This window comes from Paenibacillus sp. Marseille-P2973, from assembly GCF_018101095.1.
GTDB lineage: Bacteria > Bacillota > Bacilli > Paenibacillales > Paenibacillaceae > Fontibacillus > Fontibacillus vini.
This window is the reverse complement of record NZ_JAGQEH010000001.1, coordinates 367,245-388,877: the sequence shown is the minus strand read 5'-3', so window position 1 is coordinate 388,877 and position 21,633 is coordinate 367,245. Positions and strand designations below refer to the sequence as shown.

18 protein-coding genes are annotated in these 21,633 nt (G+C 51.1%); 16 read left to right on the top strand and 2 right to left on the bottom strand.

The genetic code is table 11. From position 1 onward, the window contains the following. Positions 1 to 163 precede the first annotated feature (163 nt). The 10 genes from KB559_RS01830 to dnaJ all read left to right on the top strand — a co-directional run bounded on the left by KB559_RS01830 (position 164) and on the right by dnaJ (position 15,337). Positions 164 to 4,990, top strand: a complete 4,827-nt coding sequence (locus tag KB559_RS01830) for a glycosyl hydrolase (RefSeq protein WP_211019876.1) — start codon at positions 164 to 166, stop codon at positions 4,988 to 4,990. A gap of 168 nt (positions 4,991 to 5,158) precedes the next feature. Next, the gene (locus tag KB559_RS01825) at positions 5,159 to 6,214 is read left to right on the top strand and encodes a LacI family DNA-binding transcriptional regulator (RefSeq protein ID WP_211019875.1); all 1,056 of its coding nucleotides are present in this window, start codon (positions 5,159 to 5,161) and stop codon (positions 6,212 to 6,214) included. Positions 6,215 to 6,316: 102 nt separating this feature from the next. After that, positions 6,317 to 8,134, top strand: coding sequence for a translation elongation factor 4 (gene lepA / locus KB559_RS01820; protein ID WP_211019874.1), 1,818 nt, complete (start codon positions 6,317 to 6,319; stop codon positions 8,132 to 8,134). 87 nt (positions 8,135 to 8,221) lie between these two features. After that, on the top strand, positions 8,222 to 8,551 hold the full coding sequence (locus KB559_RS01815; protein WP_211019873.1) for a hypothetical protein: 330 nt from the start codon (positions 8,222 to 8,224) through the stop codon (positions 8,549 to 8,551). A 25-nt stretch (positions 8,552 to 8,576) separates the two neighbouring features. After that, a complete protein-coding gene (gene hemW / locus KB559_RS01810) occupies positions 8,577 to 9,758 on the top strand; it encodes a radical SAM family heme chaperone HemW (protein WP_247681548.1) in 1,182 nt (393 codons plus the stop codon). Positions 9,759 to 9,890: 132 nt separating this feature from the next. After that, positions 9,891 to 10,358 (top strand): N-acetyltransferase, encoded by a 468-nt coding sequence (locus KB559_RS01805; protein WP_211019871.1) that lies wholly within the window; start codon positions 9,891 to 9,893, stop codon positions 10,356 to 10,358. Positions 10,359 to 10,463: 105 nt separating this feature from the next. After that, the gene (gene hrcA, locus KB559_RS01800; protein ID WP_211019870.1) at positions 10,464 to 11,495 is read left to right on the top strand and encodes a heat-inducible transcriptional repressor HrcA; all 1,032 of its coding nucleotides are present in this window, start codon (positions 10,464 to 10,466) and stop codon (positions 11,493 to 11,495) included. Positions 11,496 to 11,562: 67 nt separating this feature from the next. After that, the gene (gene grpE, locus KB559_RS01795; RefSeq protein ID WP_211019869.1) at positions 11,563 to 12,159 is read left to right on the top strand and encodes a nucleotide exchange factor GrpE; all 597 of its coding nucleotides are present in this window, start codon (positions 11,563 to 11,565) and stop codon (positions 12,157 to 12,159) included. Between the two features lie 54 nt (positions 12,160 to 12,213). Further along, on the top strand, positions 12,214 to 14,058 hold the full coding sequence (dnaK, locus tag KB559_RS01790; RefSeq protein WP_211019868.1) for a molecular chaperone DnaK: 1,845 nt from the start codon (positions 12,214 to 12,216) through the stop codon (positions 14,056 to 14,058). 157 nt (positions 14,059 to 14,215) lie between these two features. Then, positions 14,216 to 15,337: a molecular chaperone DnaJ gene (gene dnaJ / locus KB559_RS01785; protein ID WP_211019867.1), complete on the top strand. Its 1,122-nt coding sequence runs from the start codon at positions 14,216 to 14,218 to the stop codon at positions 15,335 to 15,337. 74 nt (positions 15,338 to 15,411) lie between these two features. Here the strand turns inward: dnaJ and KB559_RS01780 are convergent, their stop codons facing one another. Both KB559_RS01780 and KB559_RS01775 read right to left on the bottom strand, forming a co-directional pair. Further along, positions 15,412 to 15,690: a YxcD family protein gene (locus tag KB559_RS01780; protein ID WP_211019866.1), complete on the bottom strand. Its 279-nt coding sequence runs from the start codon at positions 15,688 to 15,690 to the stop codon at positions 15,412 to 15,414. Positions 15,691 to 15,693: 3 nt separating this feature from the next. Continuing rightward, the gene (locus tag KB559_RS01775; protein WP_211019865.1) at positions 15,694 to 16,137 is read right to left on the bottom strand and encodes a hypothetical protein; all 444 of its coding nucleotides are present in this window, start codon (positions 16,135 to 16,137) and stop codon (positions 15,694 to 15,696) included. Positions 16,138 to 16,327: 190 nt separating this feature from the next. Between KB559_RS01775 and KB559_RS01770 the strand changes: the two genes are divergently transcribed. The 6 genes from KB559_RS01770 to KB559_RS01745 all read left to right on the top strand — a co-directional run bounded on the left by KB559_RS01770 (position 16,328) and on the right by KB559_RS01745 (position 21,541). Beyond that, on the top strand, positions 16,328 to 16,696 hold the full coding sequence (locus KB559_RS01770; protein WP_211019864.1) for a hypothetical protein: 369 nt from the start codon (positions 16,328 to 16,330) through the stop codon (positions 16,694 to 16,696). Positions 16,697 to 16,755: 59 nt separating this feature from the next. Further along, positions 16,756 to 16,947 carry a YfhD family protein gene (locus tag KB559_RS01765; RefSeq protein ID WP_211019863.1) on the top strand — a complete coding sequence of 64 codons (192 nt, stop codon included), beginning with the start codon at positions 16,756 to 16,758 and terminating at the stop codon, positions 16,945 to 16,947. A gap of 198 nt (positions 16,948 to 17,145) precedes the next feature. Next, positions 17,146 to 17,940, top strand: coding sequence for a sugar phosphate isomerase/epimerase family protein (locus KB559_RS01760; RefSeq protein WP_211019862.1), 795 nt, complete (start codon positions 17,146 to 17,148; stop codon positions 17,938 to 17,940). A 30-nt stretch (positions 17,941 to 17,970) separates the two neighbouring features. Then, positions 17,971 to 19,098, top strand: coding sequence for a Gfo/Idh/MocA family protein (locus KB559_RS01755; protein WP_211019861.1), 1,128 nt, complete (start codon positions 17,971 to 17,973; stop codon positions 19,096 to 19,098). Positions 19,099 to 19,155: 57 nt separating this feature from the next. Then, complete coding sequence (locus KB559_RS01750; RefSeq protein WP_211019860.1) at positions 19,156 to 20,379, top strand: MFS transporter; 1,224 nt, start codon at positions 19,156 to 19,158, stop codon at positions 20,377 to 20,379. 40 nt (positions 20,380 to 20,419) lie between these two features. Further along, complete coding sequence (locus KB559_RS01745) at positions 20,420 to 21,541, top strand: ROK family transcriptional regulator (RefSeq protein ID WP_211019859.1); 1,122 nt, start codon at positions 20,420 to 20,422, stop codon at positions 21,539 to 21,541. Positions 21,542 to 21,633 lie beyond the last annotated feature (92 nt).

Below are 21,633 nucleotides of genomic sequence, written 5' to 3'. Positions count from 1 at the left end.
TTATCAAAAGATAATAATTATATTATTCAATTAGCGCTAACTTTATTGTTTTATTTGCTTCTTGATGCTAATATTTATGACGTAGACAAAAATATTAGTACCTGAAGGGAGGTTAGTGCTCATTTTTTTATTGCACTCATTATGAACTGAAGGGGTGAGGTTTTTGAAGAAAATTAGAAGAGGGGGAACAGCCGCCCTCCTGGCAGCAGTTTTGACGCTGCAGTTAGCGGTGCCGATGGGTTCCATTCAAGCCGCCGGTACGACGGTGGAGAAGGCTCAGACCATTGCCGTTCAGAGTGGAGCGCATTGGGCGCAGTCCAGCATCGATCAATGGACGGGCTATGGGGTAGTCAAAGGTTATCCGGACGGGTTGTTTCATCCGAATGAAAAGGTAACCCGGGCCGAATTGGCCACGATCATTAACCGGATGTTTGGTTTCTCAGCGAAATCAGATAAGCCGTTTGCGGATGTTCCTGCGGAGGCTTGGTACAGCGACTCTATGGCGATTGCGAGTGGCGCGGGGTATTATGAAGGATTTCCCGGCAACTTGGCCAAAGCGACTGCTAATGTAAGCCGGCAGGATGCAGTAACCTTGATTTCGAAAGCGTTCTCACTAACAAATGAAAGCGCTGTTAAACCGACGAACTACCAAGATGAACAAGATATCAGCGAATATGCCCGTAAAGCAGTTTCGGCGTTAAGCGGGGCTATCTCCGGTTATCCGGACGGCACGTTCCGCCCGAACCAGCCTATGACCCGGGCAGAGCTCGTTACCGTGCTGGATCATCTGGTGAGCAAGTTTTATCATAGCGCGGGAACCGTTACGGGCGGAGAAGCTGCCGGTCATGTCATGATTAACCGGACCGGTGTAATTTTGAAGGACAGCAGCATCTCCGGAAATCTGTACCTGACTCCTGGAATTGGTAACGGGGATGCCGAACTGCATCAGGTAAAAGTACAGGGGACGGCGTTTGTATCGGGAGGCGGAGACCAATCGATACATATTGCCGACTCGGAAATAACGAACCTGATCGCTAATCGTATCGGCGGCAAGGTAAGGATCGTCCTGTCGGGAACGACTCGATTGGGACATGCTGACTTTAACACTGCGGCTATTTTGGAATTGGGGAACGGTACCGCAGTCTCCAGTATCACGATCGGCAGCGGAGCGGCCGGTACTACGCTGGATGGACAAGGCAGCATCGGTGAAATCACGGTATTGGCTGATCAAGTCGAGATTAACGGTCAGACCGCTGAAAAGAACAAGAAATACGCTCTTCAAGGCGGGAAATTACAGGTAATCACGCAATCAGGTACTACGCCTAATCCTGGCGGTGCCGCTAACGGCGGCTCGAGTTCCGGTTCAGGGAGCGGCGGCGGTTCGGGGACCGATCCGGGGACGCCTGGAGTAAAAGGCGTGAATCTGGTAGATGATCAGGCGACGGCTGAGACGAAATCGCTGTTTGAGTACCTGAATGAAACGCGCGGTAAGAATGTTTTATTCGGGCATCAGCACGATACCACGGTTTCTTTTGCCGGGAAAGACGATCAAGGCCGGACCATATCGGACGTAAACAATTCAGTTGGAGACTATCCGGTAGTATTCGGTTGGGACACGCTTAGCCTGGATGGGCTTGAGAATCCTCCGGGCGTATCCGGAGATTACGAAGCGAGCCGCATCGCGCTTTCTGAAGCGATGAAGGAAGCATATGAGCTCGGCGGAATCGTGACGCTGAGCACGCATCCGTACAATCCGGTCACGGGGGGCACCTTCAATGATACGAGTAATACCGCGGATGCTACACAATCCGTTGTAGCTCGAATTTTGCCGGGCGGCGACGCAAACGGCAAATTCCGCGAATATCTGGATCGGATCGCCGCTTTCGCCAACCAGTTGAAGGACGATAACGGCAAACCGATTCCCGTATTGTTTCGTCCGTTCCATGAGCAAAACGGCGGCTGGTTCTGGTGGGGAGCGGCCACGACGACGAGGAGCGAGTACGTGGAATTGTACCGCTACACAGTGGAGTATTTACGGGATGTGAAGAATGTAAGCAACTTCCTGTATGTATATTCACCGAACGGACCGTTTAACGGAAATCCGAATGAATACTTGACTACCTATCCGGGAGACGAGTTTGTCGATATTCTCGGCATGGACCAGTATGACAACAAGGAAAATGCAGGCAGCGAAGGGTTTTTGAACGGGCTTGTGAAGGATCTGGCCATGATTTCGAAGCTGGCGGACAGCCGCGGCAAGGTTGCGACTTTGTCGGAATACGGCTACAGCGCCGCTGGGATGAAAACGACCGGAAACAACGAGCTGAGCTGGTTTACTAAAATCACGGATGCTATTAAGAGCGATCCTGATGCCAAAAGAATATCCTATATGCTGACTTGGGCCAATTTTGGCGAAGGCAACAATTTGTTCGTGCCGTATAAGGACGTTCCGGGAAAAGGCAGCCATGAGCTGTTGCCTGATTTTATCAAATTTTATAACGATCCTTACACGTCTTTCTCCAGAGACGTTAAGGGCGCGAATATTTATAACCGTACCGTCATCGCCGCGAGTGAAAAACCTTTCATGCACATCGTGACTCCTACGCATGTAGGAACGGTAAGCGAAGCTCCTGCGGTCATTCGTGCCAAGGTGTTGAATACGGTACCTTCCAAAGTAACCTATAGTATAGGGAACGATGGAACGGAAATCGAGATGAAGCTAGACGCCGACGGATATTATTCTTCAGCTTGGCTTCCCGAAGCGGCGCTGAACGGCGGCACGGCTGAGATTACGGTTCGGGCTTATCCAACCGGCGGAGCCATCCTCGAGCAAACCGTTTCCGTGTTCGTAAAAGTTCGCGAGTTGGCCATCAAGCAATTCACTTTTGATACGGCTGACACCCTTGATGCAGTTAATAACAACGGAACCTGGCCTGAAACAATAACACTGGGTCTCGGTCATAGTGTAGTCGATGGAGATGGCAAGCTGGAATTCCAGGTATCGGGGCTGGAGGCTAAAGACACCTGGCAGGAGTTGAAACTGCAGTTGACTGACAAGGCCTTGTCGGATGTTGATTTGGCTAAAGTCAAGCGCTTAAAGCTGTCCGCGCTCATTCCGGTATCCCTTGCGGGAACGGGTACGGGAGCGGCAATCCAGGCGGTCGCGATGTATCCCGAAGATTGGGACCATAAATACGGAATGAATGCCACGAAAAAGACATTGAACGAACTGGAACAAGTAACGATTGCTGGTAAAGCGTACTACAAATATGATGCTGTCATTGAATTAAACAATGCCGAGGCTGCTAGTAAAGCATCCGGCCTGGCGGTTTCATTGATAGGAAGCGCGTTGCAGCAAAGCGGCAGCGAATCTATCTATATGGATAACCTGGGTCTGTTCAGCGCATATACGGCTCCGATCCTCGATACTTCCCTTGTGGATGATTTCGAAGGTTACGGCGGATCGAGCGAAGCCGTATCGGCGAAATACCCGAAAGCGGGCGGAGACGATATCGGCGTGAGTATAGACCAGGATCACAAATTGTCCGGCGAATACGGGATGAAGCTCCAATACAACATTGATTCTGCCGGATATACGGGGATCGGTAAAAATCTGGGTACCGTGAATTGGTCCGATACCAATGCATTGCATCTTTGGGTAGCCGCGGGCGAGACAGGCGCTTATGCCAAAGATGGCAAGCCGCTCAAACTGGTCATCCAGCTGCATATGAATGGCTCCGCATACGAAGCGTATCCGGAGTTGGAAGCCGCGGGCGAGAAGGAACTTAATATTTCGTTCAACGACTTTGAGGTGGCTTCCTGGAGCTCGGGAGGGCCAATTTCCAAGGAAAGCCTGAAAAAAGTGACCGGCTTCAACATTTATGTAAACTCGATGGATCAAAGCAAGCATAGCGGAATCCTTTACTTTGATGATATCCGTGCGGTCAAGGACGACAATCTTCCTGAGATCCCTGGGGTCGGGCAAGAAGAGCCGGGGATGCCGCCGGGCGTATTGTACAAATTTGAATCCGCTTCGGATATCGAAGGATGGAACCTTGACGGCAATACGGCCAAAGCGCTGGCTCCAAAGTTTGATACAAACGAAGCGGCGCTCGCTATCGAGTTTCCTTTAGTGAACACGGGTAAAAATAACTCAGGAGTTTCTAATGAAGAATTCGAGATTTCCAAATCGCCGTCCGGTTTGAATCTGAATGGACTGGACAGCATTACCGCCCGCGTGAAATTAAGTAAGGGTACGGCGAAAGCCCGTCTGTTCATGAAGAGCGGAGCAGGCTGGACTTGGACCGATAGCGGAGCACCGGCAAACGTCGATGCGAACGGCTACACCGCCTTGACGATTTCCTTGCCGGAAGCAGCGGCAGCAGCTGGAGTTGATCTGAAGGATATTAAAATGATCGGCATCAAAGTTGAGGAGATCGGAAACGACGGCGGAACGGCTAACCTCTATTTGAAAGACGTTGTCTTAACTAAGGCGCAGCCTCAACTCGTTTTCGGTTTTGACAAGGATGCGGAAGGCTGGGCGAAGGAAGCAGGTAATGTAACCGTAACTAAGAGCGTATATTCCGAGGATGGACAGGACTGGAATGTATTAAAGGCTGACTTCACTTTAGGAAAAGAAAACGACTTTATGGCGGTGAGCAAAACGGGCGCCATGGACCTGAGCTCTTTTGACGGAATCGAGGCGAAGGTTAAGATTGATTCCGAAATACCGAACGTGAAGGCGAAGCTTTTTATCAAAATGGGAAATGACTGGATTTGGATGGATTCGGGTGAATTAACCGTAGACGGAAAAGGCTTTACTACATTAAGATTCGTGTTTTCTGAATATGGGTACATCGCTAAAGAACCGTTTAACAAAGAGGACCTGAAAGCAGGGAAAGTCATCGGGGTTCAAATCGTGACGCCAGGCGGCATCTCCGAAGGTAACGGGACCTTGTATATTGACGAGATAAAAGGCTTCAAGAACTAATAACTTACAGTTTCATCAAAAGGAGCGGATTCCCCGTTAGATCGGAGGATTCGCTCCTCTTGTATTAGTTTTGAACCGGAGATAGAACTATACAGCGCTTCAATGCTATAATGTTGTGAATCAAGCAATGTTTCCACAAATAGCATTAAGATGTCTGGAGAGAATGTTATGAGCCAAAAAGTAACCATGCAGCATGTGGCGGATGCGGCAGGAGTATCCAAATATGTCGTTTCAAAATCGCTTTCCGGCAAAGGAGGCGTCAATACGGCGACCAGGGAACGCGTGCTGCAGATGGCCGCAAAGCTGGGTTACCGGTTTCAGGCACGCACATCAGGGGTTGACGGAGGTTCGCCGGATGGGGATGAAACGGGGAAAACAACGGTTGTGGTGCTGCTCCCTAATGTGCGTTATCAGCTTCTGGATTCGGTATATTGGGGACGGATCGTGGACGGGATCACCCAGGAGCTGGAGGAAAGCAACGCCAGGGCTGTCGTGATTACGGATCAGACCGCGGACAGTTTTTTATCCCTGGTCCATCAGGACAATATACAAGGCTTTATCGGGGTCGGTCAGGTCAGTCCCCAAGTGCTTCAAGAGGTCGGAAGGCTTCAGGTGCCCATCGTGCTGATTGATCATGAGGAACCGCTGGTTAAGGCCAGCGAACTGTTTGCCGACAACAGGGAGTGTACCTCACAACTCACGCATCATCTAATCTCTTTAGGGCATCGCTTCATTTACTTTGTGGGGAATACGGATTATTCATTGAGTTTCCTAAGCCGCTGGAAGGGGTATAAGGATGCGATGGAGGAAGCCGGGCTGGAAGTGCCGAAGCAGCATCCGCTCACAGGTCTTCAAGGCGAGACAAGGGTTGAGCATACGGAGCAGGTAAGATCCATTCTGGAGGATATGAAGGGACAAGAGGAATTCCCGACCGCATTAGTCTGCGCCAATGACGCCATCGCGACCTGCGCGGTAAGCGCCTTAAGAAGTATGAATATTGGCGTTCCCGACCAAGTATCCATTACGGGGTTCGATAATATTGAGGATGCTTTTTTGTCCGAGCCTCGGCTTACTACAGTAAATGTTGAAAAAGAATTGATGGGCAAACGGGCAGTGCAGGTTCTGTTCAATCATATGAACCACCCGGAATTTCCGAAGGAGACGATTTATATGTCGGCTTCCATCATCTACCGGGATTCGATTACGAACCCGCCTGAGTCATAATTGGGATGAAATGTGCACTTAGCGGTCTCACCGATTGATGCAACCCTTTGCAACTGATATAATAAATTGATTGTACTTCAAGGATTTGTGGTGGGGGTAAGGATGACTGACATTAGAGCAAGACAAGAGAAGATACGGAATTTCAGTATTATCGCTCATATAGACCATGGTAAATCGACGCTGGCGGACCGGATACTTGAATATACCGGGGCGCTGACCTCGCGGGAAATGCAGGAGCAGGTTCTGGACAAGATGGATCTGGAACGCGAACGGGGCATCACGATCAAGCTGCAGGCCGTACGCTTAACCTATCGCGCAGACGATGGGGAAGAGTACCTGCTTAATTTGATCGATACACCGGGACACGTCGACTTCACTTATGAGGTATCCCGAAGCCTGGCCGCTTGCGAAGGGGCTTTGCTTGTGGTGGACGCGGCGCAGGGCATCGAAGCTCAAACCCTGGCCAACGTATATCTGGCACTGGATAACAATCTTGAAATATTGCCAGTCATCAACAAAATCGATCTTCCGAGTGCGGATCCGGAGCGGGTGAAGCAGGAGGTCGAGGACGTGATCGGGCTGGATGCCAGCGAAGCCGTGCTTGCTTCGGCGAAGGCGGGTATCGGCATCAAGGAAATTCTGGAGCAGGTCGTCCAGAAGGTTCCCGCTCCTACGGGAGACCCGGACCAGCCGCTCAAAGCGCTGATTTTCGATTCGCATTACGACCCTTATAAGGGCGTTATCGTTTATGTGCGCGTCGTTGACGGAAACATCAAGTCCGGTTCGAAAATAAAAATGATGGCGACGGAAAAAACCTTTGAGGTCATCGAGGTCGGTGCTTTCAAACCGAGCATGACGATTGTGGACGAGCTGAAAGTCGGAGACGTAGGGTTCATCGTTGCCGGCATCAAGCATGTAGGCGATACCCGGGTCGGGGACACGGTTACGGACGCGAAGAATCCGACCGCAGAGCCGCTGCCGGGTTACCGGAAGATCAACCCGATGGTTTACTGCGGTCTCTATCCGATCGAAACCTCGGATTATAACGACCTTCGCGAAGCGTTGGAGAAACTGCAACTCAATGACGCCTCGCTCAGCTTCGAGCCGGAAACGTCTAGCGCACTTGGCTTTGGTTTCCGCTGCGGATTCCTCGGCCTGCTGCACATGGACGTCATTCAGGAGCGCATTGAGCGCGAATTCAATATTCCACTCATTACAACCGCACCGAGCGTAATTTATCGGGTCACCCTGACGAACGGAGAGACGATTTCGATCGATAACCCTTCGAACTATCCGGAGGTCGGGAAGATCGAATACGTGGAAGAACCTTATGTGAAGGCAGCCATTATCGTTCCTAACGATTTCGTAGGGACCGTAATGGAGCTTTGCCAGGGGAAACGCGGCGAATTCGTGAATATGGAATACCTCGATACGACGCGGGTAACGATCACTTATCAGATCCCGCTTGCTGAAATCGTATATGATTTCTTCGATCAGTTGAAGTCGAGTACGAAGGGATACGCCTCATTCGATTACGAGCTGTCCGGCTACCGCCAGTCCAATCTGGTGAAGATGGATATTTTGCTCAACAGCGAACAGGTTGACGCTTTGTCCTTTATCGTACACCGGGAACGTGCATACCATCGCGGCCGGATCATTTGCGAGAAGCTGCGTGAGCTCATTCCGCGGCAAATGTTTGAGGTGCCGATCCAGGCATCCATCGGTACGAAGGTCATCGCTCGCGAAACGGTCAAAGCGATGCGCAAGAACGTCCTTGCCAAATGCTACGGCGGTGACATTTCGCGGAAACGGAAGCTGTTGGAGAAGCAAAAGGAAGGTAAGAAGCGCATGAAGCAAGTCGGCAATGTCGAAGTGCCGCAGGAAGCTTTTATGGCGGTACTGAAAATAGACGACAAATAAAAATGCGCGTCGGCGTGATCGACGATCCAAGGAAAGCCTGCGGGCTTTCCTTTCCTTGTAAGAGCCGAATCACGTATTCAGCCCGGTTTGTTGATTGAATTGGAAATATCCAATGAAAAACATCTTGATTTAGCCCATTGGCGGGTTTCATTGGAAAATTCCAATGAAATTTATGAAATTCCCCTTTTGGGCGTGAAATTAGGGATCTCCATTGGAAATATCCATTCCAAAGGGCAAATTGGCCAATGGATCTCTATTTTCATTGGAAATATCCAATGGGCCCAGGTGCGGGAAGAAGAAGTCAGCCACTTAACCACTATAGATGAAGATCCACAGCTAAACGCTATGGAAGAAGGCTATACCAAGAGCTGCATTAAATGTAGCGAAGCAATATTTAGGAGGCATTACCATGAATGAGATCACAGATCAGCAGGGCCAGGGAATGCCTGAGCTTGGGAAAGAAAACAATGCCGCTCCCAAGGCGGTTTATATACACATTCCTTTTTGCACGAACAAGTGCTTTTATTGTGACTTCAATTCGTACGTGCTGAAGGATCAGCCCGTGATGGATTATTTGCGGGCGTTGGATCGAGAGATGGAGTTGACCGTACAGGCAACCCCTCCCGGTGAAATCAAGACGATTTTTGTCGGCGGAGGTACACCGACGGTGCTTAACCCGCAGGAGATGGAGTTCTTCCTGAAATCGGTCCGCAAAAACTTTCCGGACTGGGCGGAGGACATCGAGTTTACGATGGAAGCCAATCCGGGAACGACGGATGCCGAAAAACTGGCGGTCATGAAGGCCGGCGGCGTCAACCGGGTCAGCTTCGGCGTTCAGGCGTTCCAAAATGAGCTGCTCTCGGGAATCGGCCGGATTCATAATACGGACGATGTTTACCGCAGCCTGGAGAATGCCCGCGAGGCGGGACTCCATAATTTGTCGATCGACCTGATGTTCGGTCTGCCGAACCAGACGGTCGAAATGCTGGAGTACAGCGTGGGCCGGGCGCTGGAATTGGGGCTGCCGCATTATTCGATCTACAGCCTGAAGGTGGAGGAAAACACGCTGTTCCATACGCTTTTCCAAAAAAATCAGCTCCCGCTTCCGGGTGAGGAAGATGAACTGAAAATGTACCTTCTGCTTATGGAGCGCATGAAGGCCGCCGGATACAAGCAGTATGAGATCAGCAATTTTGCCAAGCCGGGCTATGAGAGCCGACATAACATTACTTATTGGCGAAATGAGGATTATTATGGGCTGGGCGCCGGAGCCCACGGTTATGTCAAACGGCAGCGCCATATGAATATCAAGGGCGTCAATCCGTATGTCGAAGCTGCCAAGCAAAAGCTCCCGAGACTGGACCAATTCCCCGTATCTAAGGAAGAGGCCATGGAAGATTTCGTGATGGTCGGCCTTCGCATGCTGGATGGAATCCGCATGGCCGATTTTACCGCCCAATTCGGGGTTACGCTGGAGGAAACGTTCCATAATCAGCTGCATAAGATGACCTCGGCGGGTTTGTTGGAGATGCATGAAGATCATGGCGGTTATCGTCTCAGCGAAAAAGGAGTTCTGTTCGGCAATGAGGTGTTTGCCGAGTTTATCGGCGCATTGACGACGTAATCGGGTGATCGGCTCTGCATTGGAATTGTGAGCTTGTGCAGATAATTACGCATTTTCTCTCTTGAACTTTTATACGCCATCATGTATATTTATTCATATCAGTTTTTAGGATGGGTTCGAGGGGGAGAGACTATGCAGGCCGTAGCCGTGTGCAGACAAGCGACAATTGAAGATGTCGAGCCGCTTTATATAATGATTGAGAATTACAGCCGTCAAGGGATTATGCTGCCGCGCTCCCGCGCCGTGCTGGAACGGCAGATCCACGATTTTGTCGTCGCTGAAATTGACGGCATCGTCGTAGGCTGCGGTTCGTTATGCAAGCTGGGTGAAGAACTGGTGGAAATCCGGTCGCTTGGCATTGCGGAAGGTTATAAGGGCCGGGGACTCGGATCCATGCTCGTTGAGCAGCTTGTGCATGAAGCTAAGAAACGCTCGCTTTTCAAGGTAATGGCTTTGACCTATGAAGTTTCTTTCTTCTTGAAGAACGGATTTACCGTAGTGGAAAAAGAAATTTTTCCCGAAAAGGTTTGGACGGATTGCGTAAACTGCGCCAAGCAGCATGCTTGCGATGAAATAGCCGTACTTAAGATACTGAACTGACTTGACAATCGTCAGGTTGGTTTGGTATTTTTGTATTAGTGATTAGCACTCAACAGACTAGAGTGCTAACGAGCTTCAAACATTCAGTAAACAGGAGGGATTTCCATGTTGACGGAACGCCAAAGAATGATTCTGACGGCTATTGTAGATGACTATATTCGATCGGCGGAACCCGTGGGATCCCGAAGCATCTCCAAACGGGGGGACGTCGGGTATAGCCCGGCTACCATCCGCAACGAGATGGCCGATCTGGAGGAACTCGGATTTCTGGAGCAGCCGCATACTTCGGCCGGACGCATTCCTTCCCATAAGGGATACCGGTACTATGTGGATCACTTGGCTCCACTAAATCTGCTTGAGCCAAACGAGTTCAAGATGATGAAGACTTTCTTCGCGGAAAAATTGAATGCCATCGAACAGGTTGTGCAGCATGCCGGAACGATACTGTCCCATATGACGAATTACACTTCCATCCTGCTTGGGCCGGAAGTTTTTCATACGTCTCTGCGGCATTTTCAGCTGCTTCCGCTCGGTGAGAACACAGCGGTTGCCATTATTGTGACAAGCACGGGCCAGGTCGAAAACAAAACGGTTTCGATCCCGTCCGGAGTTTCCGTGTCCGATATGGAAAAGGTTGTGAATTTGCTTAACCGGAAGCTTACAGGGGTACCTATTTATAAGCTGAAGACGGCTCTATACAACGAAATCGGGCAAGAGATGCAGCGGCATGTCGAACATTTCGAGGAACTGATGAACGTGCTGGATGAAGCGCTGGATGGCGGTCAGGACGGACAGCGTCTGTTTCTCAGCGGAACGACAAATATGCTGAATCAGCCCGAGTTCAGGGATATCGATAAAGTGAAGAGCATACTCGACCTATTCGAAGAAACGCCGACCTTAATGAAAATGATGATTTCAGCGTCGACGGGCACCGGCATTCAAGTAAGGATCGGGACTGAGAACGACCACCAGGCTTTCGCTAACTGCAGCCTGATTACGGCGACTTACGCCATCGAAGGCGAAGCCGTAGGGACGATCGGGATTTTGGGACCGACCCGTATGGAATATGCCCGGGTGATCGGGATTTTGGATATATTATCTAAAGACTTGACCAAGTTTTTATCCCGGCTGCATTAATAATGAAAATGAGCAAACTAAGCGTACCAGACAACATGGCAACATTTATAGCTAAGGAGGTGACATCTTGAAGGAACAAAAGCCGATTCAGGATAACATCCAGACGGGTGTGGAAGAAGAGTTAAATGTGAACGGTACTGAGAATCAGGACCCGAACCGGGTGGAAGAGCCCGAGGTGTCCGCAGAAGAGGTTCAGGAGACTGGATCTGCAGGGCAAGCCGAGCTGGACCAGTTGCGGGCTGAAGCGGAGGACCACAAACAGCGTTTGCTCCGTACGCAGGCCGATTTTGATAATTTCCGCCGCCGCACGGTGAAGGAGAAGGAAGAGCTTGGTAAATATGCTTCCTCCAAACTTATCGTCGAATTGCTGCCGGTCATTGATAACTTTGAACGCGCTTTGGGCACGGTGTCGGAGAATGCAGATGTTTCTTCTTACGCCAAAGGGGTGGAAATGATTTTCCGCCAGTTTGAAGGTGTATTAAAAGCGGAAGGCTTGACTCCGATGGAGTCGGTGGGCACGCCGTTTAATCCCGAGTTTCATCAGGCGATCATGCAGGTCGAAAGCGATGAATATGAGGAAGGTATCGTTGTGGAAGAAGTTCAGAAGGGTTACCTGCTGAAAGATAAAGTGCTTCGTCCGGCGATGGTTAAAGTCAGCGGTTAAATTGAACCGAACAGAAATTATGAAACAGCAACCAATTAAGGAGGATAATTTCCTATGAGTAAAGTAATCGGTATTGACCTTGGAACCACAAACTCTTGCGTTGCGGTTATGGAAGGCGGCGAAGCTGTCGTAATTCCGAACCCGGAAGGCGCGCGTACAACCCCTTCGGTTGTAGGCTTTAAGAAAGACGGCGAGCGCGTTGTCGGTGAAACGGCAAAACGTCAGGCGATCACGAATCCGGACCGCACGATCATTTCGATCAAAAGACATATGGGTACGAACCATAAGGAAAGCATTGACGGCAAAGACTTCACGCCGCAAGAAATTTCCGCAATTATTTTGCAAAAATTGAAATCGGACGCCGAAGCCTATCTTGGCCAGCCTGTAACACAGGCGGTAATTACGGTGCCTGCTTACTTTAACGACAGCCAGCGCCAAGCTACCAAAGATGCCGGTAAAATCGCCGGTCTTGAAGTATTGCGCATCGTCAACGAGCCGACTGCTGCGGCATTGGCTTACGGTATGGAGAAATCCGAAGATCAAACGATTCTCGTATATGACCTTGGCGGCGGTACCTTCGACGTATCGATTCTGGAACTCGGCGACGGCTTCTTTGAGGTTAAAGCCACTAGCGGGGACAACCGTCTCGGCGGCGACGACTTTGACCAAGTCATCATCGATTATCTGGTAGCAGAATTCAAGAAAGACCAAGGCATTGATCTGAGCAAAGACAAAGCGGCTGTACAACGTTTGAAAGATGCTGCTGAAAAAGCGAAAAAGGAATTGTCCGGCGTTCTTACGACGACCATTTCTCTTCCATTCATCACCGTTGCTGACGGCGTTCCTCAGCACTTGGAATTGAACCTGACCCGCGCTAAATTCGAAGAATTGTCCGCAGATCTGGTTGAACGGACTTTGGGACCTACTCGCCGCGCGCTCAGCGATGCCGGCATGACTCCTGCCGACATTAACAAAGTCGTGCTGGTGGGCGGATCTACCCGGATTCCTGCCGTACAGGAAGCCATCAAGAAACTGACCGGTAAAGAGCCTCATAAAGGCGTGAACCCTGACGAAGTTGTTGCCTTGGGCGCAGCCGTACAAGCGGGCGTTCTGACCGGCGACGTCAAAGATGTCGTATTGCTTGACGTAACTCCGTTGTCGCTGGGGATTGAAACCGCTGGCGGCGTGTTTACGAAAATGATCGAGCGCAACACAACGATCCCTACAAGCAAATCGCAAGTCTTCTCGACCTATGCGGATAATCAACCAAGCGTTGAAATCCACGTACTTCAAGGGGAACGCGAAATGGCTGCAGGCAACAAGACCCTCGGACGCTTTATGCTGGGCGACATTCCTTTGGCTCCACGCGGCGTGCCACAAATCGAAGTTAGCTTCGATATCGATGCCAACGGGATTGTCAACGTGTCGGCTACCGACAAAGGCACTGGCAAGAGTCAGAAGATCACGATCACTTCCTCCAGCGGCTTGAGCGATGATGAAGTGGAACGGATGATGAAAGACGCCGAGCTTCATGCCGAAGAAGACAAGAAGCGCAAAGAACTGGTTGAAGCCAAAAACAACGGCGACCAACTGATCTACAGCGTTGACAAGACGCTGAAGGAACTTGGCGATAAAGTCGATGCGGCTGAAACAGAAAAAGCGAACGCAGCGAAAGAAGAATTGAAAAAAGCGCTGGAAAGCGATAACCTGGATAGTATCAACTCGGCATCCGAAAAGTTGACCGAGATCGTACAACAGTTGTCCGTTAAGCTGTACGAGCAAGCGGCACAGGATCAACAACAGGCTGAAGGCGCTCAAGGAGCATCGGCTGCAGGCGGTAAAGACAATGTAGTCGACGCCGAATACGAAGTTGTGGATGAGGACAAGAAGCAGGACTAAAGAACTGGGCTAAATCACAGGTTACTTGACCGGTGAATAGACTTAGGTGAACTGGGAAGGTCAAAGTGCGGGCTGTTTCCGTGCTTTGACTTTCCTTTTGCCGGATTAAGGAGACTTTGTTCCGGCACGCCAAGCAAGTCATAACGGGGGTGGAAGGATGGCTGAAAAACGGGACTATTACGAAGTGCTGGGCCTTGGCAAGAGCGCTTCGGATGAAGAGATCAAAAAGGCTTATCGCAAGCTTGCGCGTCAATATCACCCGGATGTAAACAAGGCGGATGATGCGGAGACCAAGTTTAAGGAAGTTAAGGAAGCGTATGATGTCCTGAGTGATTCGGGCAAACGCGCACGCTATGATCAATATGGACATGTCGATCCGAACCAAGGGATGGGCGGCGGCTTTAACGGCGGCGATTTCAGCGGTTTCGGCGATATTTTCGATATGTTTTTCGGAGGCGGTGGCGGTCGTCGGGATCCGAATGCCCCGCAGCGGGGAAATGATCTGCAGTACACGATGACCATCGAATTTAAAGAAGCGGTGTTCGGTAAAGAGACTGACATTACGATCCCGCGGACTGAAAATTGCGATACCTGCTTCGGTTCGGGAGCAAAACCCGGAACTAAGCCGGAAACCTGCTCCGTCTGCCACGGCTCCGGACAACAGGAGGTCGTGCAGAACACGCCGTTCGGCCGGATGGTCAACCGTCGCGCGTGCAACAACTGCGGCGGCAAAGGCCAAATCATCAAGGAAAAATGTCCTACCTGCTCCGGCAGCGGCAAAGTGAAGAAGCAGCGGAAAATTCATGTCCGCATTCCTGCCGGCGTAGACGATGGGGCTCAGCTCCGGATGTCCGGCGAAGGCGAAGGCGGATTGCGCGGGGGACCTGCAGGCGATCTGTATATTGTTATCCGCGTGAAATCGCATGACTTCTTCGAGCGTGAAGGTGATGATATTTATTGCGAGGTGCCTCTGACATTTGCGCAGGCGGCGCTTGGCGATGAGATCGAGATTCCGACCTTGACGGAGAAAGTCAAACTGAAGATTCCGGCAGGAACGCAAACCGGAACTTATTTCCGTCTCAAAGGCAAAGGGGTACCGAAGCTTCGCGGCATCGGACAAGGCGATCAGCATATCAAGGTCGTGGTTGTAACTCCTAGCAAGCTGAGCGAGGAACAAAAAGATTTGATGCGGCAGTTCGCGGCGCTCGATGGCGAGCATACGCACGAGCATGAACAATCGTTCTTCGATCGGATGAAACGGGCGTTCCGTGGAGATTGACCGTAATATAAAAGCAGCAGTCGAAGGGAAACCTTCGAACTGCTGCTTTTTTGTTTAGGGCCTTTTAAGGAACATTACTGCCGGACAAATGCGGTGATTTCTTCATCCAGATCCAGTGTGATATCATCGCGAAATGCGCGGATACCGTATTCCTTATATACATATTGCATAATCGCTTCCAGAATATTGGATTCGACGATATATCGGCTTCTGCCGCCCGCCCAAAGCTCTCCGGTATAGCCGGTGTCTTCATCCCAGCTGAGCTCCACTTGAACGTCGGTAGGACGAAGTCCTGTACGCTCGGCGGTATGAATGCAGATTGCGTTTATGATTTCGTCCATGCTGAGAACCATAGCTTAATATCGTCCTCCGCGGTTGTAATCATCAGGTTGCGGTCGCTTCTTAAATCGGCGGAACAGCCAAACGACAACGGCGATGACTGCATATATGGCTAGCAGGTTTACTGCGAGACCGAGCAAGTTGCCGAGGAAGCCCATTCCTCCGAATAGTCCGCCGAAGAGCATGCCGGCCAAACCGCCGATCATTAAGCCCTTCATGAAGCCTCCTCCGCTGAAGAATCCGCGGCCAGAATTATTTCCAGTCGTGGCGCCGGACTTTTTAGTACTGGAAGTATCGCCGGATTTCTGATAATCGCTGGTCGTCGACTTTTTGGGGGCCGGCGTGTAAGAACGTGGGCCGGATTTAAATCCGCCGCCGCGTTTTGCATCGACCAAGGCTGGTGAAGTGAAGGCGAAAATCAGCGTAAACGCCATCACGATCATCGTTAATTTCTTTAGCATTTGATGTGGTAACCCTCCTATGAATTTTAGTATGATCTAATGCCATAACTGTAATACGGACTAGCTGCCAAAGCGTTTCAAATTTTAAAGACACACAGAATAAACCGGGATAAAAGATAGCATTCTAAACGAAAGAACCGCACCAAAGGGGTTCACTTGACGTTTCAGCTAGGAAAGGCAGGGGATCAGAATGGGTGAAAAAAATATTTTGGCTTATTTCAAAAGCCCGGAAGAAGCGGAAGGCGTAGCCAGAAAGCTGAATGCGCTGCGGGCCGTTGAGGTATCTGTCGACCGTTTCAGCCGATATGCAGGCGAAGGCTATGATCCGATGAACCCGATCACGGGGAAGGTGAGCAGTCTGGCGGCAATTACCCAGGATGCAATGATAACCAACACCTCGGCAGGGATATTGGCCGCAGCGGACCCGGCAGCCAGCGGTATGAGCCATGGCGGTCAAGGCGGGCCAACGGGTCATGACATATTACTTACAGCTGTTGTGGACGAGGGGATCCACCACCAAGCGCTGCGAATCGTGGAAGAAGCCGGCGGACTGATGTAGCCGGAAATATCATTGAATGACAATTGAAATCTGAAACCATGGAAGGAGAGAGTTTATTTATGAGCGAAAAGAATTTGGATCGCGTGACGAAAAGACAAACGGCAAAATCATCCCGGCTCTCGATCGGACATAACGAGGACGTCGAATTCTCGGATGAACTGGCGGATCAAGAGGATTGGGAAGCCATTGAACGCAGTGAACGGGCGGATGCACGGCAGCAGGGCCAGCACAGCTCCTGGCCCGGGCGATAATTTCGCAACTCTCTAATCTATCTCTACAAATTCATCACGGAAACAGACTCATTAGACAAGCAAGCCGTCGGAGAAGGCTCCGGCGGTTTTTGTTATGATCAAGTTTAAAGTGGATCTTGACAGTCCCTAGGAAACATAATATGTTGAAGTTAATTAATTTTTTCATCGAAATAATTAATTACCTAGGAGGCATAACCCATGAAAATCTCGTTGGGCGGGTATTCATTCAATCAATTGTTTTTGGAAGGGAAAATGGATGTATTCGGTTATCTGGAAACGGTTAAATACCGTTACAGGCTGGATGCGGTTGATTTGTGGAACGCCCAGATTGCAGAGCGTACGACACCGATTCTTACCCTGGCGGATGAGAGCTACTTGCGTAAGGTCCGCGAAGCGCTGGATGAGAAAGAATTGAGACTGATTAATCTTGCCGTGGATACAGCTCATTTATGGGACCCGGACCCTGAGATGCGTGAGGCGCTTTACCAGAGCGCATTGAATCATTTAAAGGCGGCGGTTATTTTGGGAGCCGAAACTGTCCGGATCGATACCGGAGGCTACGGTGAACAAGAATTCTCGGAGGAGGCGTTTCATTGGATTGTCACCAAGTACCGGGAATATTGCCGGATTTGCAGCGACTATGGTATAAAGATCGGGCCTGAAAACCACATGGGTCCCTCCCTTATACCGAAGCAGTTAGCTCGGATCGCTCAAGCGGTGGATGAACCGAATTTCGGAATTTTGGTTCATTTAAACCGATGGGACCAGGACAGGGAAGACGGCAACGAAATCGTGGCCCCTTGGGTCATTCATACCCATTTTGACGCCAACACCGCGGGATCGGAGGAGGCGCCCGACATCGTCCGGATGCTCCGACGTTACGGTTATGAGGGCCACTATTCAATCGAGTATAACGCACAGTCAAATCCATATATTGAAATCGAGCATGTCATAGCGCAAGTAAAAAAACGACTGGCGGAAGCGGATAACTGATTCGCGGCAGAGACAAACAGGAGGAACAGAATGCAGAATGTAAAAATAGGACTTATAGGTGCGGGACAGATCGGAAAAATGCATTTGGATCAATACAAGAACATTCCGGGAGTAGAAGTGGCAGCCGTATGCGACGTTAATGCCGAGGAGGCGAGACAAGTAGCGGAGAAATACGGAATTCGGAACGTATATAGCGATTTTCGCGAGCTTCTGGCCCAGGAGGATCTGGTAGCCGTGGACGTGTGCCTGCATAATAATCTGCATCAGCCGGTGACCTCCGCGGCATTGGAAGCCGGTAAACATGTCTATTGCGAGAAGCCGATCGCCGGCTCTTACACGGACGGACTCCGTATGGTCGAGGATGCGGAACGATTCGGACGAATGCTGCATATTCAACTCGGAAAATTGTACGACACGGAGACATGGGCGGCAAAGCGTCTCATAGACGAAGGAAAGCTTGGTAAGCTGTATCACGCCCGCTCAACCGGCTTCCGGCGGCGCAATCGTCCTTTCGTGGACGGCTACGGCACCGCATCTTTTACACGGAAGGAAACGGCAGGCGGGGGAGCCATGTACGATATGGGGGTCTATCATATCTCCCGGATGCTGTACCTGTTAGGAAACCCGCAAGTACAGCGGATCTCCGGGCAAGTGTATCAGGAGATGGCCATGAATGAGGAACGCAGGGCGGCCAGCGGGTTTAACGTTGAGGAGATGGGTGCAGGGTTCGTCAAAATGGACGGAGGGATTACCTTGGATATTATCGAGTCCTGGTCCCTTCATCTTGGCGGGCTGGAGGGCAGCTCGCTCGTCGGATCGGAGGGCGGGATCAGGTTTTCCGGCGCGGTCTCCGAGAAGGAGCCGAACCGTTTCTCTTATCATACTACGATCGCGGATCTGGACATGGACTGTACAGTGAATCTGGAATTGGCCGCGCTTCGGCATCAGCGGCTTAGTCCTTATCCGGATGCGTACGCTTCGTCACAGCACCATTGGATCGCAGCTTTGTCGGGCCAGGTTCCGCTCCTGCCGACAGCGCAGATTGCGTTAAATACCATGCTGATCAGCGAGGGGTTGTTCCTTTCCCATGAGCTGGGGCGCGAAGTTTCGGCGGACGAAGTGAAACAACGCTCGGTCTCTTGCTCCATTTCTTTGTAAAACGGTTAGGCAGCGGTATAAAAAGAGGAGTTTTTACGTGGAGAGGGGGCAATCCGGATGTCGGAAAGTACCGGCGGGATTCACCGCAACGCGTACCTGATGCTAAAAGTATTCAATTTTGTTTTGTACGGTGCCTTGGCCATTTTCGGAACGTTCTTCGCTTTATACCTGAGGAATCTCGGAGTTTCTAATATCGCGATCGGGGCCATCCTGGCGGGTGGCCCGGTCGTGTCTCTGATCGCCAACCCGTTTTGGGCCTATTGGGCGGACCGGCTCCGCAACAACCGGCTGATTCTGATTATTACGCTGACGGCGGCGCTGATCGTAATGCAGTTCGTTTTTTTGACGCACAATGAGCCGGTCATATATGGAACCTTGCTTGCGTTTTTTCTTTTCCAAAGCCCTCTGTATACGCAAAGCAACAGCCTGATTCTGAATTCGATCCAAGGTACAGGGCTGAAATTCGGAGCCTTCCGCCTGTGGGGTTCATTGGGCTGGGCGCTTAGCGCCGCGGCTTTTGGTCCTGTCATCGGGTGGATAGGAATCAACCGGCTCTGGATCGTATTTGACGCCATGATGCTGTTGGCATTGGTGTTTGCCTTTTTACTGCCGACCGGAGGGGAAGGGAAGCGGAAAGACGTGTTTTCCAACAGCGGCTACCGCCAGGTGTTCGTGAACCGGCCCTTTATGCTTCTGGTCCTGATCGGCATCTTGGTTTCCGTGCCCAATTCGGTCAATAACACGTTTGTAGCCATCTATATTTCGGATTTGGGCGGATCGGCGTCGATCGTAGGCTGGTCGATATTTGCGACGGCTATTTTGGAGGCTCCCGTCTTTCTGCTGCTGGATCGTTTTCTAAAGCCTTCACCGCACAAGATGATCGCCTGGATGGTCGTAGTCAGCGGTCTTTACTCGCTGAGATGGCTGTTAATGAGCTCGGTGGAAACGGCGGGCGGAATCGTTTGGATTCAACTGATGCACTGCGTTACTTTCGGAGCTTACTACTATATCGGGACACAGCTGACTTCGCTGCTCGTGCCCGATTCATTCCGGTCCACCGGGCAAGCTGTGTACGGGCTGACCTGGGGCGGAATATCAGGCGTCATTGCCGGCCTGGCCGGCGGCTGGATGTTCGAATATTTGGGTCCCGTCACGCTTTACAGGATCAGTTCCCTGGTAACCTTGATGGGGGCCTTCGGATTTTTGTTCATGTTGGGGCTGACGCGAAAGTCGTTCGGGGATTCCGCCCTGGAATCCAAGGCCGGAACCGTAGGCAAATGATATAATGGGGAAATGAATAACAGCGGCAGGAGATAAGGTAATGAATAAAATCGGGAATCAACAAATGCTCCGGGAAATCAACAAAGCGCTGCTGCTGCACCTGATCCATGAGCGGGGACCGGTGTCCAGGGTCGAACTGTCCAGGGAAACCAAGCTCAGTCCTTCGACCGTATCGATCCTGGTTGACGAAGTCATCAGAGAAGGGCTTGTTCACGAAACTGGGACCAGCGGCAGCGGGGTCGGACGCAAAATGACAATGCTGGAGATCAAGGCGGACAGCGGGTATGTGGTAGGCATCGATCTGTCCAATCCGCGCTGCGTCTTGCTCGACATGAAAGGCGAACTAAAGGCCGTGCAGAAAATTCCGCGTCTGATAGGCGCTGAGCAGATCCGTGATGAGCTTGCGGGGACGGTGATGTCGTTTTTGGAGCATCACGACATCGGACTGGAGCAGGTGCGGCGCATCGGTATTTCCGTGCCCGGCAGAATCGATGAGAGTAAGCAAACGGTAATCGGTGCGATCCCGATCGGGTTGGACCGCCTGGAGCTCGGGGCGATCATGGAAGAAGCGCTCGGAGCGCCGGTACAACTGGTGAACGACATCGACGCTGCCGGTTTTGCCGAACGGTATAACGGAACGGCGCAGGGATTGCGTACCATTTTATATATCCTGATCGACTACGGCGTTGGAGCGGGGCTGGTCATCGACAACCACATTTACCGGGGAAGCAGCGGCCGGGCGGGTAGAACACCGGAGCTCGGGCAATTCAGCATGATCCGCTATGCGGAGAGCCTGAAGCTGCAGTTCCCTGAACATTTTGCGGAAACGGCCACACCGGAGCAAACCTTGCAGGAATTTACCCGGCTCGGCATGTCGGGGACAAGCCCGGCCTCTGATGAACTGGAACGTCTAGTGAATGATATTGCTGCGGACTGCAACAGGATGTTGAATTTGATGAACCCGGAAGCCGTTATTCTAAGCGGATGGATTGCAGAGGAAGATGCATTGTTCGCCAAACTGGCGGCTCGCATTCAGGAGCTGGAGCACGGGGTTCCCGAGCCCACTCCGGTGCAGGCCGCCCACTGGAAGACGAACGGAGCGGCCGTAGGCGCAGCCACACTGGGTCTGCATGAAATGTTCCGGATGATGATGATCGATTGATTTCGACTTTAATGAAGCGAAGCGATGAAAAGATAAAGCGACCAGGCCAGACAATCACTGGCCCGGCCGCTTTTGATTTTGTTTATTGGGGC